The organism is Micromonospora sp. NPDC005553, assembly GCF_042871765.1.
Lineage (GTDB): Bacteria > Actinomycetota > Actinomycetes > Mycobacteriales > Micromonosporaceae > Micromonospora.
In genome coordinates this window covers 381,293-397,657 of the sequence record NZ_JBIAJD010000007.1, presented here as the reverse complement: position 1 = coordinate 397,657, position 16,365 = coordinate 381,293, and the positions used below count along the sequence as shown (strand labels likewise).

Below are 16,365 nucleotides of genomic sequence, written 5' to 3'. Positions count from 1 at the left end.
ACTCAACGACCGCCCCCGAATGACCCTGGGCTGGGCCACCCCAGGTGAGAAAATGACCCAGCTCCTCGGTGTTGCAACCACCGGTTGAGCCCGCCACCTGACGGAAACTGTCCAAGATCTCTGGCCGGTGGGCCGCTCGCGTCTGCGGTCAGTCGCCGCGGGCGTCGTACCTCGGCCGTAGCGTGCCGGGTATGAACCGCACCGATCGCCTCTACGCGCTGGTCGAGGAGCTGCGGGCGGTGTCACCACGGCCGCGCAGCGCCCGCTGGCTGGCCGCGCGTTTCGAGGTGAGCAGCCGGACCATCGAACGGGACCTCGCCGCGTTGCAGGAGGCCGGGGTGCCGATCTGGGCTGAGCCCGGGCGCACCGGCGGCTACGTCCTGGACCGCGCCCGCACCCTGCCGCCGGTCAACCTGACCGCCGCCGAGGCGGTGGCGATGGCCGTGGCGCTGCACCGGCTTGCCGGCTCGCCGTTCGCCGGGCCGGCCGCCACCGCGCTGCGCAAGCTGGTGGCGGTGCTGCCGGCTGCCGATGCCGCCGAGGCACACCGCCTCGCCGACCGGGTGCACCTGATCGGCGACGGGCCGGCCGCGCCCGTCCCGGCCACCGTCGCCGACGCGGTCACCGCGCGGCGGGTGCTGCGCATCCGGTACGCCGACCGCGCCGGCGCCGACTCGACCCGTGACGTCGAGCCACTCGGCTACCTCGGTAACTCCCGACACTGGTACCTGGTCGCCTGGTGCCGTCTGCGCGACGAGCTGCGGTGCTTTCGTACCGACCGGATCCGGAGCGTGTGGGCGCTGCCCGACGTGGTGGCCCGGGAGCTACGCCTGACGGATCTCGACATCCCGCACGAGCGGGTCCGCCCGCTGAGCCTGGTCTGAAGGGGCTCGGCGTGGCGGCCTGGTCTGGAACCGGCTCGGCGCTCGGCGGCCTGGTCTGGAACGGGCTCGGCGTGGCGGCCTGGTCTGGAACGGGCTCGGCGTGGCGGCCTGGTCCGAGACCCGTCCGCGGCGCGGCGGGCTGGGTGGGTCTCGTCACCGAGAAACCCGCCGGGTGATCCGGAAACACCGACAGGACGCTGTCGCCAACGGCCCTGAGACTGCTCCAGACGACGGCCGAGCGGCCGGCACGAATCATTCTGGAGGCAGTAGATGTCCAGGTCCACCACGCCCATCACCTGGTTTGAGATCGGCACCGACCGGCCCGAGGACGCGGAGCGGTTCTACGGAGAGCTGTTCGGCTGGACCTTCGAGGAGCAGGGCTCGCCCAACGGCGGGCCCTACCGCGTGACCGGGGCCGGCGGGGACACCGGGATCGGTGGAGCGATCCGGGCGACCGACGGAACGTCGCCGAACTACGCGGTGTTCTACGCCGAAGTCGCCGACGTGGCAGAGACCTGCCGACAGGCCGAAGCTGCCGGCGGCCGGGTCCTGGTACCAGCCCGTACGGCACCGAGCGGTCTCCGGTTGGCCCACCTACTCGACCCGGCCGGCAACCACCTGGGCGTTTTCACGCCCCCGCCCCCGCAGCCCTGACCCCTTCAAGGTCCCGCTGATGCCCGGGGTTGGCCTTCCTCCCGGGTTGGCCTTCCTCCCGGGTTGGCCTTCCTCCCGGGTTGGCCTTCCTCCCGGGTTGGCCTTCCTCCCGGGTCGGCCTTCCTCCCGGGTCGGCCTTCCTCCCGGGTCGGCCTTCCACCCGGGTGGGGCTGGCCCCGGGTTGGTTTGACCCCCGGAGGGGGCGGGTCCCTGGTGGGGCTGGCCTTTCGGGTGGGGCTGGCCCCCGGGTGGGTCTGGCCCGGGTTGGCTTGGTCCCGGGTTGGGCTTGGTCCCGGTTGGGCTGGTCCCGGGTTGGGCTTGGTCCCGGTTGGGCTGGTCCCGGGTGGCTTGGTTCCGGGCGAGGGCTTGGCTCTGAGGCCGTCACCCTGGGCGGGTGCGATGGCCGGGCCAGCCTGGCAGCACCCACGCGCGTGATCGACTCGGATTTCATGATGTCGGGGTGTCCGAGCGCGCGGGACACCGCGACATCACGGAAACCGAGTGGATCAAGCTGCGACGGGCCCGATCCAGCCTGGGACGGTAGGTCGGACCGGGCGTGGCAGGGTGGCGGGTCGGGCCGGGCACGGTAGGTCGGACTGGGCGCGGCAGGGTGGCGGGTCGGGCCGGGCACGACAGATCGGCCCGGGGCCAGACCGGCCTGCCTTTGGCGTACCGAGCCCGGCCCCAGCCTGCTGATGCCTGCCGGGGCCGGGCTCTTCGGACTACTTGCCGGGCGTACCAGCGCCGTGGTGGCCGCCCATGCCGCGGTGCCCGCCGGGGCCGGGGAAGACGCCGGCCTCGACGGCCTTGGTGATGGCGTCGGCCTGCTCCTGGGTGAGCTTGCCGTCCTTGACCGCCTGGTCCAGGCGCTGCTTGATCGCGGCCTGACGGTCCTCGGCGGACGGGCGCTGCGGTCGGTCGGCCGGCCGGTGCTGCTCGCGGATCTTCTCCAGTGCGGCGGTCACCTTGTCGGTGGGCACGCCAAGCTCCTTGGCGAGCTCCTCGGCGAACGCGCCCTGCCGGTCGGCCTTCGCACCTGGAGCCGTGTCGGGAGCCGGGGCGGTGCTGGCGCTCGGTGTCGGTGTGGGGGCGTCGGCGGCGAACGCGATCGTCGGGGCCGCGATCCCGACGCCGAGGACGCCGGCGGTGGCCAGGCCGGCCAGCAGGTGCTTCCTGCGGATGCTGCGGGACATGCTGTCCTCCAGAGGTTCGGTCATCCTGCGCTGTCATCACCGACAGTGACCGGGCCGTCTGGGCGGAAGCCGTGGCGAACCTGTCAGCGAGCTGAAAATCCCGGGCGGCGGTGGGCGAAATCGGTTGTGTGGTCGCTGGCCGAGCGGTCAGGGTGGACGATCCACCGACGGAAAGGACACTGCGGCATGACAGTCGAGATCCGGGAGATTCCACTCGTCGGGCCGGACGCCGGGCCGTACGGCATCACGCCTGGCCCGGACGGCGCGTTGTGGCTGACGTTGGCCCATGCCGGTGGCATCGCCCGGTTGTCGCCCGACGGCGCGGTCCGGACCTACCCGCTGGATCCGGCCGGCGGTCGTCCGTTGATCATCACGGCCGGGCCGGACGGGGCGCTCTGGTTCACCCGCTCAGGGGACGACCGGATCGGTCGGATCACCGTCGACGGTGAGCAGCGCACCATCGCCCTGCCGGCCGGCACCGGGCCGGGCGGCATCGCGGCTGGGCCTGATGGCGGGCTCTGGTACGCCGGGATGACCTCCGACACCATCGGCCGGGTGGGGATCGACGGCAGCCACACCGCCTTCCCGCTGCCAGTGACCGGCGGGTTCGCCTCGATGATCACTGCGGGCGCGGACCAGGCTCTCTGGTTCACCCTCAACCAGGCGAACGCTGTCGGCCGGATCGATCTCGACGGCAGGGTGACGCTGCATCCGCTGCCCACAGTGAAGGCGGGCCCGGTCGGCATCACCGTGGGCGTCGACGGCGCCATCTGGTTCGTGGAGATCGCCGCCGGTCAGCTCGGTCGCCTCGACCCGGATGGCGAGATCGTCGAGTTTCCGCTGCCGGACCGGGCGGCCCGCCCGCACGCGATCGTCGGCGACCCGGACGGCGGCGTGTGGTTCACCGAGTGGGGTGCCAACCGGATCGGTCACCTCGATCCCACCGGACGGTTCGAGGGCTACGCCCTACCTACCCCCAACGCCGAACCGCACGGCATCACCCGCACCCCGACCGGCATCTGGGCCGCCCTGGAAATCGGAGCAGTAGCCCACCTGGCCCCCTGAACCAACCCCGGTGATCAAGAGATTTGCGTCAGGATCCGCCTCGAACATGACGCAAACCTCTTGATCACCGGCGAGGGGACGGCCCGGGGGCGGGGAGGGAGCGGGCGCGCCCCGGGGTTAGTGGACTGCGGGGGTTGCGGTGAGGGTGGCTGTGGTGGTGTCGAGGGTTGCCTCGGTGCCGATGGGGACTGTGAGTTGGTTGGGGCCGTGGCCGATGGGGAGGCCGCCGAGGACCGGTACGCCCAGGTCGCCGAGGCGTTCGGTGAGTACGTCGACGATTGTGGTGTCCCACCCGTCGCCGCAGTCGGTGAACTGCCCGACCGCCACCCCGGCCAGTCCGTCCAGCGCGCCCGCCCGGCGCAGGTGGGTGAGCATCCGGTCGACCTTGTACGGGGGTTCCTGCACGTCCTCGATCAACAGCACCGCACCGGTCAGGTCGGGCAGGTCGGGCGTGCCGATCGACGCGGCGATCATGCACAGGTTGCCGCCGAGCAGGGTGCCGGTGGCGCGACCCGGGACGCGTACGCCGAAGGTCTCCTCGGTGGGCACTGCGGTGATCGACACTGGTTCGGTGGTCATCAGCGCCGCGTGCAGGGATTCGGCGGAGCGCAGCGGCGTCCGCTCGTCGCGCCAGGCCGCCCCGGGGCCGTGCACCCCGGTCAGGCGGGCGCCCCGCCACAGTGCGAACTGCAACGCGGTGATGTCCGAGAAGCCGGCCACCACCTTCGGGTCGCGGCGGACGGCTGCCATGTCGATGGCGTCCACGATCCGTTGGGCCCCGTAGCCGCCGCGCGTGCAGATCACTCCCCGCACGTCAGGGTCGGCGAAGGCTGCGTTCAGGTCGGCGGCACGCAGGTCGTCGGTGCCGGCGAGGTAGCCGTGACGGGCGTACGCGTTCGGTGCCGGCACCGGGCGCAGGCCCCAGCCGGTGAGCAGTTCCATGCCCCTGGCCACCCGCTCCGGCGAGGTCGGCCCGGACGGCGACACCAGCAGCACCGTGTCACCCGGGCGCAGCACGGGCGGGCGTACGGCGGCGGTGTCCTCGCTGATCACAACCGCAGAGCCTAACGACCCGGCCGAGGCGGGAACGCCACCCGGCCGCGCGGCCCGTGCCGGGGCGTGATGCCGTGCGGCGTACCGGCTAGCCTCGACGGGTGGCAACCGCGCTGGTGATCGAGAACGACCCGACGGACGACGCGCGCCGGCTGGGTGAGTGGCTGACCGAGGCTGGGCTGGAGCTGTGGGTGGTGCGTCCGCACGCCGGCGACGAACTCCCCGCCGACCTGGAGGGGTACGCGGCGCTGGTGGTGCTCGGCGGCGACCAACAGGCGTACCCGTTGCCGGACGGCTCGCCCGGCGCGCAGTGGTTTCCCGCTGTGGAGGGCCTGCTGCGCAAGGCGGTCCGGTACCGGGTGCCGACCCTGGCGGTCTGCCTGGGCGCGCAGCTGCTCGCCACCGCACACGCCGGGTTGGTGGAGCGCAGCCCGTCCGGGCCGGAGATCGGCCCCGGCGTGGTCGGGCGGCGCGACGCCGCCGAGAACGACCCGTTGTTCCGGTACGTGCCGTTGATCCCGGACGTGCTCCAGTGGCACGCCGACGAGATCACCGAGCTGCCTCGGGGCGCTACCCTGCTGGCCGCCTCCACCCGCTACCCGCATCAGGCGTTCCGCCTCGGTGACCGGGCGTGGGGGTTGCAGTTCCACATCGAGTGCGACGCCGCGATGATCGCCGACTGGGCCACCGACTCGGTCCAACTCGCCGAGCTGGGCTACGACCCGGAGCTGGTCGTCGCGGCCTGCGCCTCGGTGCTGGCCGACGTCGAGGAGGTCTGGCAGCCGTTCGCCGCCCGGTTCGCCGCGCTGGCCCTCGGCGAGTTGGACGACAGCACGACGCGGCGCGGCCTGCCGCTGCTCGGGCACTGATGAGCCGGCCGACCAGGGCATCGGGCCGACTGGCCCGGTACGGCTTCGGCACCGCCGAAGGCGATGGTGGCGCGCGCGCCGCGGACCTGCTCGGCCCGGAAGGGCTGCGACTGTGGCGGCCGGTCGAGCAGGAGCCGATCGACGAGGCCGCAGCGGAGCTGCTCTCCGCGCTGTCCCGGGCCGCCGACCCGGACCTGGCGCTGCGCCAACTGCACCGCATCGTGGAGGCCGAGGGCCGCACACCCGCAGTCAGCGCCGACCGCCGCACGCCAGCAGGCGGCACCGACCGCCGCACGCCAGCAGGCGGCGCCGCACGCCGCACGCCAGCAGGCAGCGCCGAGGGCCGCACCACCGAAGGCGGCGCCGAATCGCCGCTGCTCGCGGACGTGCACGCCGATCCCGGGCTGCGGCGGCGGCTGATCGCGGTGCTCGGCGCGTCGGCGGCGCTCGGCGACCACCTGGTGGCCCACCCCGAGCACTACCGGGCCCTGCGGACCGCAGCGGACGGGCTCGCCCCGATCGCCGAGGGGCGGCTGGAGCCGGCCGACGGCGGCAACCCGGTGGCGGCGCTTCGGACCGCGTACCGCCTGGCGTTGTTGCGGATCGCGGCGGCCGACCTGACCGGCGGTCGCGGCCTGGAGCAGACGATGGCCGCGCTCTCCGCGCTGGCCGACGCGACGCTGTCCGCGGCGTACGAGATCGCGGTCGCGGAGCTGGCCGAGGGGACCGAGCGGCCCCGACTCGCGGTAGTGGCGATGGGCAAGTGCGGCGGCGGCGAACTGAACTACGTCTCCGACGTGGACGTCATCTTCGTGGCCGCCGAGGACGCCGACCTGCCCGCCGCAACCCAGGTGGCGACCCGACTGATCTACATCTGCGGGCTGGTCGCCTGGCCGGTGGACGCCGCGCTGCGCCCCGAGGGCAGCCGCGGCCCGCTGGTGCGGACCCTCGCCAGCCACCTGGCCTACTACCGGCGGTGGGCGCGCACCTGGGAGTTCCAGGCGCTGCTCAAGGCCCGCCCGGCCGCCGGGGACCTGCCGCTGGCCCAGGAGTGGATCGACCAGCTCGCGCCGCTGGTCTGGCGGGCGGCCGAGCGGCCCGAGGCGGTCGAGGACGTCCGCGCCATGCGCCGCCGGATCATCGACCACATCCCGCCGAAGGAGCTGGAGCGCGAGATCAAGCGCGGTCCGGGCGGGCTGCGCGACATCGAGTTCGCCGTCCAGTTGCTGCAACTCGTGCACGGTCGCGGCGACGAGACGCTGCGTCCGCCCGGCACCATCCCGGCGTTGCGCGCGCTCGTCGCCGGCGGCTACGTCGGTCGGGCCGACGGCGAGGCCCTGCTGCGCGGCTACCGCTTCCTGCGCAGCGTCGAGCACCGGTTGCAACTCCAGGGCCTGCGTCGTACGCACACGGTGCCCGCCGAGCCGGGCGCGCTGCGCTGGCTCGCCGCCGCGCTGGGTTTCACGGCCGCGCAGGGCCGCAGCGCCGTGGAGAGCTTCCGGGCGGAGTGGGTCACCCACGCCACCGAGGTACGCCGACTGCACGCCAAACTGCTCTACCGGCCGCTGCTGGAGTCGGTGGCCCGGGTGCCGGCCGACGGGTTGCGGCTCACCCCGGAGGCGGCGAGGAACCGCCTGGAGATCCTCGGCTTCGCCGACCCGGCCGGGGCGTTGCGCCACCTCCAGGCGCTCACCGGCGGGGTGAGCCGTACGGCGGCCATCCAGCGCACACTGCTGCCGGTGCTGCTCAGCGAGTTCGCCGACGCGCCGGAGCCGGACCGGGGGCTGCTGAACTACCGCAAGGTCTCCGACAAGCTGGGCAGCACCCCCTGGTATCTGCGGCTGCTGCGCGACGGCGGCCCGGTCGCCCGTCGGCTGGCCCGGGTCCTCGCACTGTCCCGGTACGTCGCCGACCTGCTCGCCCGCGACCCGGAGGCGCTGCGGCTGCTGGCCGAGGAGAACGAGCTGGCGCCCCGCGCGTCCGAGGTGCTGCGGGAGGGGTTCCTGGCGGCGGCGGCCCGGCACACCGACCCGGTCGAGGCCACCAGCGCGGTGCGCGCGCTGCGACGTCGCGAGCTGGTCCGGGTGGCCTGCGCCGATCTACTCTGCCGGGCCGGCGCGCTCGCGCCCAGCCCCACCCGGGCGGACGGCGCGAACCGGCCCGCCCGCAAACTGTCCGACATCACCGAGGTGGGTACGGCGCTCGCCGACGTCACCGACGCCACCCTGGCCGCCGCGCTGCGGGCCGCTCGGGCCAGCCAACCGGCGCCGGCGGGGCTGCGGTTCGCGGTGATCGGCATGGGCCGGCTCGGCGGGTACGAGTCGAACTACCTCTCCGACGCCGACGTGCTCTTCGTCTACGACCCGCCGCCGGGCACCAGCGAGAGCGCCGCCAGCGCGGCCGCGCACGCCGTCGCCGAGGAGCTGCGCCGGCTGCTCGGCGTACCCGCCCCCGACCCGCCGCTGGGCGTCGACGCCGACCTGCGCCCGGAGGGCCGCCAGGGCCCGCTGGTCCGCAGCCTCGCCGCGTACGCCGCGTACTACGCCCGCTGGTCGCGGGTGTGGGAGGCGCAGGCACTGCTGCGCGCCCGGTTCGTCTGCGGCGACGCCGACCTGGGCGCCGAGTTCGAGGCGATGATCGAGCCGGTGCGCTACCCGGCCGACGGGCTGACCCGCGAGCAGGTCGTCGAGATCCGGCGGATCAAGGCCCGGGTGGAGACCGAACGGCTGCCCCGTGGCGCCGACCCGGCCACCCACACCAAGCTGGGTCGCGGTGGGCTCGCCGACGTGGAGTGGGCTGTGCAACTCGTCCAGCTCCGGCACGCCGGCGCGATCCCGGAGCTGCGCGGCACGCGTACCCTCGACGCCCTCGCGGCGGCCGAGCGGGCCGGCCTGATCGACCCGGCGGACGCCGCGGAGATGGCCGCCGGTTGGGCCCTTGCCGCGCAGGTCCGCAACGCGTTGATGCTGGTCCGGGGTCGGGCCGGCGACCAACTGCCCCGGCACGGGGTGGAGTTGGCCGGGGTGGCCCGGCTGCTCGGCCGCGACGACCCGGGGGAGTTCCTCGACGAGTACCTGCGCACCGGCCGCCGCTCCCGCGCGGCTGCCGAACGGGTCCTCGATGCCTGACGCGTCGCCGCTGGACCGACGCCCGGCCGATGCGCAGTTGAAGACGGTGCCGCGGATCCGGCATTAAACCCAACGACATCAAGCGGTTTCGACGCTACTCGGTGAGAGGGCTGCCAAAGCTGCCAGGCCTGCAAGCAGCTAACCGAATCGACGGCGACGCGTCAAGAGCGCGGTCTTCTACGTAAATCGCTCCCGCGGTAAATCGCTCCCGCGCCTAGGGCGTCGACAGTGATCCTGTCACAGAAGCGGGGCAACCGCTGTCCCGATCGGTAAACAGCCACGGCCAAACCCAGTCCCTCGGGCCTGGAGGCAAGCTCAGGCGCAAGTCTATGCGAGCGGGATCGTATGGGAGAATTATGTTCGTTCCCACACGAGTACCTCAGACATCAAGTTCGACATGGCTGATGGTTACAGCAGCTTCATATCCGGAACTGCTGCGCTCAAGTACGAGTCGAACGGTTTTCGCCCAAAAGAGCGTTGGGCTGTCGTCGGTCACGTTGGTGAGCAACTGGGGAGCTACTCGTTTCCGGTTCGGGTTCGGCGCATCTCCTGGTCAGGGGACAGTAGTCGGATCGCTCTACTACTGACCGTGAGGGTGCTGCTGTGCAGATAGGGTGCTGTCTCCTCTAGCGAGAGGGATAGTCGCACCTCCCTGTCGCGCATCCATCCGTTCACGGGCAGGCCGCGTAAGCAGCGCTGGTCGCGCGGACAGATTTGGCTAGCTCCATTCAGCGGAAAGCCTATATCTGTCCGCGCGATCGATGGCTTGGGCGGGAGCTATGGGTGTCGTTCGAGCGCCCGATTTAAGGTGAGCCGACCGGATAGGCCCGGCGGCGGCCCGCGAATAACACGAATCCCAGAAATAGATAAAGGTGCGTCTCTTGCAGATACTCACTCGCCAGGTAGCGTCGACTGCAGTCGCGATCTTCGTGTCGGCGATGACGGTATCAGGCTGCTCTGCGGGGGCGGGCGAATCGAGATCCAGCAGCTCATCGACCCGCGCGCCCAATAGCTATGAAGAAATGAATGCCGAGTTCAACGCATCGAAGAAGAATTTGCGGCTACCTGCCGAGGTAGCTTGGCCGGCCGAGGTCAGGCGGGATGGGTCGGGCGATCTTTATGCGCCGGGGTACGGAACCTCCCAGGCGGAGCAGTTTTGGTACTGTAGTTGGGCGAAGAAGTGGCTCTTTGTGAGAGCTGTTTCTGAAGACGACGCAAGCGCAGCCCTTTCGGAGTTGAAATCTGTCAAGCGAACCTCGCTCTATCTGACTGCTTTCGCCCCTGAAGTGCAGCGTGAGACGGATAACGAGCTGGCGGCCGCCGAGAAGGGCGACCCGAAATTGTTATCTGCCAGCGTAGAACGGAACTGTTGATTGTCAATAGGCGACATGGCGTCGGGTAATCTGTGGACTAGTTGCCCGGACGATCCGACGACCTTCAGCTGTCGAGCGTGTATTCGCCGGGGCTGGGGGCCGTGACGGTGGTCCAGTCACCGTCGGCGCTGACGGTGGCACCACCGGACGCGGTCAGCCAGCGGCTGTGCCGCACCCGGACCGCCACCGGGCCGGCGCTCGGGGCTCGGAGGGTCACCGTGGCACCATCGAGGCGGACCAGTTCGGCGGGGGCGGCGATCAGTGGCGTCGGGTCGGCCACCGCCCAGACTTGCCAGTGCGGGCCGGACCAGACCGGCGTCAGGTACGGCAGACCGTTCTTGATCAGCTCCGCCTCGGCACGTCCCACCCACGACAGCGGGGCGTCTGGCAGCGCCACGTACTGCACGGCGTTCTCGTTTAGCCAGGCCCGGTAGCTGGCAGGGGTCAGCGGTACGCCGGTGCCGGACGCGCCGGGCACGGTGGTGAAGAACAGCGGGTTGCGCTCGATGTCGGCCTGCCGCAGCCAACCCCGGGCCAGCGGCACTTCACCAAGACGGGCTGCCTCCCAGTAGTTACGCGTCGGTGGCACCTCGACCCTGCCGGTGAGCCGCTGCTCGCTCAAGAACGCGCGTAGTGGCGCGTAGTAGCCCTGTGCGCTGGTCGGGTCGCCGATGCTGCGCAGGTCAGCGGGGACCACCGGCGGCTGCCAGACGCACACCGCCATCAGCAGCGCGACCAAGCCGACACCGCCCAGCAGCCGGGCGCGACGGGTGCCGACCGACGGCGCGGCGAGAGCGGCGGACCGGTGGGCCATCCGGGTGGTGAGCCAGGCCGGCGGGCCGGCGACGGCGGCCAGCACCGGCAGCGCGAACATCGTGACCAGCCGGGTCGCGTTCAACCCCACCGGCGTGTGCACCAGCGCCGCGGCGAGCACCCCAGCGGCGGAGAGGAGCGCCGCGAACCGCACCGGTCGGTACGTCACCAGCGCGGCCACCACCAGACTGGTCACCACCGCGCGCAGCGTGTCGTTCCGACTGATATTCATCCAACCGCCGTCGCCGAACAACAGGGCCGTCGCGGCCAGCGGCACGGCCGCCGCGACGCCGAGAGCCAGGCCGTCGGCGTACCGGCGGCTGAGCAGCAGAGCGACGCCGGCCAGACCGACGAACAGGCCAGCCACCGGGCTGGTCGCGGAGGCAAGCAACGCGCCGGCCGCGCCGAGCCCGAGCCGCAGCAGCGTCCGCCCGTCCGTCCGCCCTTGCCCGGTGTACGCGTCCGAATGACCAAGCGTGAGCGGCAGCAGTGCGGCCAGCCCGAACGCCACCCCCAAGGCGTACGTGACCCGGCCGGAGACCAGGTTACCGGTGAGCGTGACCACCCCGACCAGGCTGCCCAACAGCGGCCGAGGCACCTCGCTGCGGGTCAACAGTGCGGCCAGCGCGGCAGCCGACGCCACCAGAGCCAACGCTCCGGTCACCCGCACGCCGAGCAACGCCATCACCGGCTGGGACACCAGGCTGTAGCCGAACTGCTGCACCCCGCCGTACCAGCGCAGATCCACGGGGGTGATGCCGTGGGCGGCGAAGAAGTCCGCCCGGGCGACCTGCGCGGCGAGGTCCGAGCCCATCAGCGGCAGGGCCAGCCAGAGCGCACCGAGCACAACGGCGGAACCGGTGGCCATCGCCACCACCCGACTGCGCCGCATGCCCACCTCCGTTTCGCGACCACCGTACTGGCAGCATGTCCGGCGTGCCTCACCACCTCGCGCGTTGGACCGGACTGGCGGGATCGGCTTTGCTCGCCGTCGCCGCGTTCCTCGGCGGCGCTCTCCCCGGGTCACCCTTGCGCCCCACCCCGGTCAGCATCTGGCAGGGCCCACACGGGCCGCTGGTCATCGCTGCCTGGCTGGTCGGCACCGGGCTGATGGCGTACGCGTGGTGGTCGCTGCGGGACAATGTGCCGTCGACCCGCTGGGCGCTGATCACCGTCGGGCTGTGGCTTCTGCCGGTGCTGATCGCGCCGCCGCTGGCCAGCCGCGACGTGTACGCGTACGCCTGCCAGGGCGCCAGCTACGCCGCCGGGATCAACCCGTACGAGCAGGGCGTCTCCGCGCTGCCCTGCCCCTGGCTGGACACCATCTCCTACATCTGGCGGGACACCCCGGCGCCGTACGGGCCGCTGTTCGTGGTGCTTTCCGGTGCGATCGTCAAAGCCACCGGCTCGCTCACCGGCGCGATCGTGGCGTTCCGGCTGATCGCGGTGGCCGGGGTGGTGCTGACCGCGGTCAGCCTGCCGGTGCTGGCCCGACGAGCCGGCGTACCCGCCGGCCGGGCGGTCTGGTTGGCGCTGGGCTGCCCGCTGGTCGCCGTACACCTCGTCTCCGGCGCGCACAACGACGCCTTGATGGTCGGACTGCTGGTCGCCGGGCTCGCGATGATCGCCTCTCGGCCCGGCCACCCCGGTCCGCTGCTCGTTGGTGGCGCGCTGCTCGGGCTGGCCGCCGCAATCAAGGTGACGGCGCTGGTCGTAGTGCCGTTCGCGGCGCTGGCCGCCATCGTCGGCGGATACTCGATCCGGGCTCTGATCCGACACGGCGGGTGGGTGGTCGGCGGCGCGGCCGCTGTCGTGGTCGGGGTCACCTACGCGGCCGGGCTGGACTTCGGCTGGGTCGGCGGGCTGGAACGTGGCGGCGACGTGATCGCCTGGACCTCACCGTCCACCGCTGTCGGGCAGACCATCGGCTACCTGGCGGTGCCCTTCGGTGGGCACGTGGACGCGCTGCCGGTGACCCGGGGGATCGGCATAGCGGTTCTGGCATTGCTGCTGGTCTGGCTCTGGTGGCGGGCGCGCACGCGAGAGCCGCTCTGGCACGCCGGCGCAGCGCTGGCCGCCACGGTGGCCCTCGCACCGCTGTTCCACTCCTGGTACTGGATCTGGCCACTGGCCGTGCTCGCGGCCACCGCCCAGCGGACCAGATGGTTCACAGTGGTCGCCCTGGTCGCGTCCTTCCTGGTGCTGCCCGACGGCACCGGGCTGCCCCGGTACACCAAGACGGTCGGGGCGCCGCTGATGACGCTGTTGGTGATCGTGCTGGTCATCCGGTTGGTACGGTCGGCTCGGGCGGCCCGTCAGCCGGTCGCCGCCGACTGAGGGAAGGTGCGCCGGTGACCGCTCCCGGTGCCTCTCTCTCCCGGTACGCCGGCCTGGTCGGGGCGGTTCTGCTCGCCGTGGCCGGATACCTCGGCGGGGCACTGCCCGACGCCCCGCTGGGCGTGACACCCGCGTCGATCTGGCGGACCCCGGACGGCCCGGCGACGCTCACCTGCTGGCTGATCGGCACCGTGCTGCTGGTCGGGGCATGGTGGTCACTGCGCGAGGGTGCGCCGTCGACCCGTTGGGCGTACGTCACCGCCGGACTGTGGGCGCTACCGCTGCTGCTCGCGCCACCGCTGGGCAGCCGGGACGTCTACTCGTACGCCTGCCAGGGCTGGACGTACGCGCACGGCGTCGACCCGTACACAGTGGGGGTGGCGGCGGCGGGCTGCCCCTGGCTGGACACCGTGGCACCGATCTGGCGGGACACCCCGGCACCGTACGGTCCGGTCTTCGTCCTGCTCGCGGCCCTCGCCGTCGGCCTCGGCGGCGGGCTCACCGGGACCATCGTGGCGCTGCGCGTGATCGCCGTGGCGGGGCTGTTGCTGGCCGCGCTCTGCCTGCCCGCTCTGGCCCGGGCGGCCGGGGTGCCGGCCCGGCGGGCGGTCTGGTTGGCGCTGGCCGGTCCGCTGGTCGGCGTACACCTGGTGGCCGGCGCGCACAACGACGCCGTGATGCTGGGCCTGCTGCTGTGTGGACTGCTGGTGGTGGTCCGGCGACCAGGTCGGCCGGCGGCGCTGCTGCTGGCCGGAGCGCTGCTCGGGCTGGCCGTCACGGTGAAGGCCACCGCCGTGGTGGTGGTGCCGTTCGCGGTGCTGACCGGGATGCCCGACCAGCACACTGTTCGAGCGCTGCTGCGGCACGCCGGTTGGCTGGCCGGCGGGCTGCTGGCCGCGCTGCTGGTCACCTCCGCGGTGTCCGGCCTCGGCTTCGGCTGGGTGGGCGGGCTGACCCACAGTGGCGACTCGGAGCAGTGGACGTCGCCACCCACCGCCGTGGGCTTCGTGGTCGACTACGCCGGCGCGCTGGTCGGCCGGGACCCGCAGGCGGTGCCGGTGGTCCGAGCGGTCGCGCTGCTGCTGCTCGTCGGGGTGCTGCTGGTGCTCTGGTGGCGGGCCTGGCAGACCCTGCGCGCGGGGGACGACGCGGGGAAGCGGAGTCCCCGGGTGGCGCTGCACGGCGCGGCGTTGGCACTGGTCGCCACCGTCGTCCTGTCCCCGGTCTTCCACCCCTGGTATGCGACCTGGCCGCTGGCGCTGCTCGCGCTCACCGCGGCCCGCACGACGTGGTTCGTGCTGCCCACCGCTGCGGCAGCCTTCCTCGCCCTGCCCGACGGCACCAACCTGGCCCGCGTCACGAAGGCACCCGGTGCCCTGGCGATGACCGCCCTGCTCCTGACCGTGCTCATCCGCACCCTCCGCGCCCGCCGTCAGCGGGGGCGGGGCGGGGCGGGCTGAGAAGGTGGGGGTTAGGCTCGCGCGCCGCAGGTGGGGCAGGGCTGGGTTGAGGGCTGGGGGGTGGAGGCCCGGCGGGAGCGGAGCAGGACGGTCAGGAACAGTACGGCGGGACCGGCGAACGCGACGACGACAGCGGTCACTGCCAGCTCCGCGAAGGTGATCGCGCCCTGTGCCGCGCCGAAGTTGTCAGCCAGGCCGGGCACCGCCAGGAAGCCGGCGGGAGTGAGCAGTGTGACGAGCGCCCAGCCGCCGCGGGTGTCCCCGCCCAGTGCCAGCCCCATGGCCAACAGGGCCCCGACGACCAGCAACAGTCCGCCGACGGTGGGCAGGAAGACTTCGATGGTGTCGCCGTAGTAGATGAAGCTCGGGTCCAAGCCCACGAGGAATTGCGTCGCCAACACCGCCAACAGTGCGGACAGCGCCGGCGCGAGGCGGATCGCCCGGGAGGGTCGATCGGGCAGGGCGAGCCCCAGCAGGCCCAGGACCACCTGCGGCAGCAGCACCATCAGCGGTGGTCGCAGTGTGTCGAGCGCCGCGGCCACCGGTGGCAGCGCGATCGTGAGCACCAGCGCGAAGGTGATGGCCCGCCGGGCGACCCGGCTCGGCGCGACGGCGATCACCACCGCCGCCAGCAGCCATGCCGCCCACGCGACGACACCGAGCGAGACGAACGGGCCGACGTGGGGGACGCCCCACTCGGCGGGCGGCGGGTGCAGCTCTGCCGTACCCCAGACGCCGGCAAGAGCGCTCGCGGTGACCAGGGCCAGCAGCGCCGCGAGGCGTACCCCGGGGATCAGATCGGTGACGCCCGCGGCCCGCAGCCGCTGGCGGAGGCCGCCGCGCACCAGATCCGCGGCGTCCGCCGGCGTCGGCCAGCGTTGGTCAAGGGCGGCCAGGTCGAGGTAGGTGCCGACGATTTCGGCGCCGCGGGCGCGCCGGTATTCGGCGGGGTACGCGCGCAGCAGCCGGAGGTAGCGGCGTTCCAGGTCGTTCATGCCAAGCCTCCGGCCGTGCGTGGGGTGGTCGGGAGGGCGGCGCGAGTCCGCTTGGACAGCCGGGCGGTGGCGGCTTCGACGTTGCGGCGCAGCCGCTCGGTCTCGGTGCTCAACGTGGTCTCACCGCCGGGGGAGAGGCGGTAGTAGCGGCGCAGTCGGCCGTCCACCACCTCCTCCCGGTCGACCTCGACGAGGCCGGCGTCGACCAGCCGGTCGAGCGCCCCGTAGAGCGTCCCGGGGCGTAGCGACACGCGGTTGTCGGAGAGGGCGGCGACCTCACCGATCAGCCCGTATCCGTGCATCGGCTGGGCGGCCAGCGCGGTCAGGATCAGAAAGGTCGGTTCGCGTAGAGGTGTGTCCACCGGAGCAATATATCGGACGCGAAGGTATGCCGGGGGGTGGCGCACAGCGAGCCGGGCCGGCTCCGCGGTGTGCGGAGCCGGCCCGGCCGGGGGGTGGGGCGGCGGCGCAGCCGGCGGAGTTCAGTGGCACCTCCTGGGGGGGCGGGCGCCGACCCCCCCGGGCGCGCGCGCTGGGGCGC

13 protein-coding genes are annotated in these 16,365 nt (G+C 72.7%); 8 read left to right on the top strand and 5 right to left on the bottom strand.

Annotated features, from left to right (window positions below; all coding sequences use genetic code 11):
- Positions 1–191 precede the first annotated feature (191 nt).
- Positions 192–884: a WYL domain-containing protein gene (locus ACFYPG_RS28510; RefSeq protein WP_355007792.1), complete on the top strand. Its 693-nt coding sequence runs from the start codon at positions 192–194 to the stop codon at positions 882–884.
- A 270-nt stretch (positions 885–1,154) separates the two neighbouring features.
- Complete coding sequence (locus tag ACFYPG_RS28505) at positions 1,155–1,538, top strand: VOC family protein (RefSeq protein ID WP_387354409.1); 384 nt, start codon at positions 1,155–1,157, stop codon at positions 1,536–1,538.
- Between the two features lie 722 nt (positions 1,539–2,260).
- Here ACFYPG_RS28505 and ACFYPG_RS28500 read toward each other — a convergent pair.
- Positions 2,261–2,731 carry a hypothetical protein gene (locus ACFYPG_RS28500; RefSeq protein WP_387354422.1) on the bottom strand — a complete coding sequence of 157 codons (471 nt, stop codon included), beginning with the start codon at positions 2,729–2,731 and terminating at the stop codon, positions 2,261–2,263.
- A 186-nt stretch (positions 2,732–2,917) separates the two neighbouring features.
- On the opposite strand from ACFYPG_RS28500, the gene ACFYPG_RS28495 reads away from it, so the two are divergent.
- Positions 2,918–3,796: a virginiamycin B lyase gene (locus tag ACFYPG_RS28495; protein WP_387354408.1), complete on the top strand. Its 879-nt coding sequence runs from the start codon at positions 2,918–2,920 to the stop codon at positions 3,794–3,796.
- A gap of 117 nt (positions 3,797–3,913) precedes the next feature.
- On the opposite strand, the gene ACFYPG_RS28490 is transcribed toward ACFYPG_RS28495, so the two are convergent.
- Positions 3,914–4,849: an LD-carboxypeptidase gene (locus ACFYPG_RS28490; RefSeq protein ID WP_387354407.1), complete on the bottom strand. Its 936-nt coding sequence runs from the start codon at positions 4,847–4,849 to the stop codon at positions 3,914–3,916.
- Positions 4,850–4,950: 101 nt separating this feature from the next.
- Between ACFYPG_RS28490 and ACFYPG_RS28485 the strand changes: the two genes are divergently transcribed.
- The 3 genes from ACFYPG_RS28485 to ACFYPG_RS28475 all read left to right on the top strand — a co-directional run bounded on the left by ACFYPG_RS28485 (position 4,951) and on the right by ACFYPG_RS28475 (position 10,219).
- Complete coding sequence (locus ACFYPG_RS28485) at positions 4,951–5,718, top strand: type 1 glutamine amidotransferase (RefSeq protein WP_387354406.1); 768 nt, start codon at positions 4,951–4,953, stop codon at positions 5,716–5,718.
- Positions 5,718–8,846 carry a bifunctional [glutamine synthetase] adenylyltransferase/[glutamine synthetase]-adenylyl-L-tyrosine phosphorylase gene (locus ACFYPG_RS28480; protein ID WP_387354405.1) on the top strand — a complete coding sequence of 1,043 codons (3,129 nt, stop codon included), beginning with the start codon at positions 5,718–5,720 and terminating at the stop codon, positions 8,844–8,846. Before ACFYPG_RS28485 ends, ACFYPG_RS28480 begins: the two co-directional genes overlap by 1 nt.
- Before the next feature lie 881 nt (positions 8,847–9,727).
- On the top strand, positions 9,728–10,219 hold the full coding sequence (locus tag ACFYPG_RS28475; RefSeq protein ID WP_387354404.1) for a hypothetical protein: 492 nt from the start codon (positions 9,728–9,730) through the stop codon (positions 10,217–10,219).
- A gap of 64 nt (positions 10,220–10,283) precedes the next feature.
- On the opposite strand, the gene ACFYPG_RS28470 is transcribed toward ACFYPG_RS28475, so the two are convergent.
- The gene (locus ACFYPG_RS28470; RefSeq protein WP_387354403.1) at positions 10,284–11,924 is read right to left on the bottom strand and encodes a hypothetical protein; all 1,641 of its coding nucleotides are present in this window, start codon (positions 11,922–11,924) and stop codon (positions 10,284–10,286) included.
- A 35-nt stretch (positions 11,925–11,959) separates the two neighbouring features.
- Between ACFYPG_RS28470 and mptB (ACFYPG_RS28465) the strand changes: the two genes are divergently transcribed.
- Positions 11,960–13,369 carry a polyprenol phosphomannose-dependent alpha 1,6 mannosyltransferase MptB gene (gene mptB / locus ACFYPG_RS28465; protein ID WP_387354402.1) on the top strand — a complete coding sequence of 470 codons (1,410 nt, stop codon included), beginning with the start codon at positions 11,960–11,962 and terminating at the stop codon, positions 13,367–13,369.
- A gap of 14 nt (positions 13,370–13,383) precedes the next feature.
- On the top strand, positions 13,384–14,829 hold the full coding sequence (gene mptB / locus ACFYPG_RS28460; RefSeq protein ID WP_387354401.1) for a polyprenol phosphomannose-dependent alpha 1,6 mannosyltransferase MptB: 1,446 nt from the start codon (positions 13,384–13,386) through the stop codon (positions 14,827–14,829).
- 11 nt (positions 14,830–14,840) lie between these two features.
- On the opposite strand, the gene ACFYPG_RS28455 is transcribed toward mptB (ACFYPG_RS28460), so the two are convergent.
- Positions 14,841–15,824, bottom strand: coding sequence for a hypothetical protein (locus ACFYPG_RS28455; protein ID WP_387354400.1), 984 nt, complete (start codon positions 15,822–15,824; stop codon positions 14,841–14,843).
- Positions 15,821–16,186 carry a PadR family transcriptional regulator gene (locus ACFYPG_RS28450; protein WP_355007782.1) on the bottom strand — a complete coding sequence of 122 codons (366 nt, stop codon included), beginning with the start codon at positions 16,184–16,186 and terminating at the stop codon, positions 15,821–15,823. The genes ACFYPG_RS28455 and ACFYPG_RS28450 overlap by 4 nt, the downstream gene beginning before the upstream one ends.
- Positions 16,187–16,365: the final 179 nt, after the last annotated feature.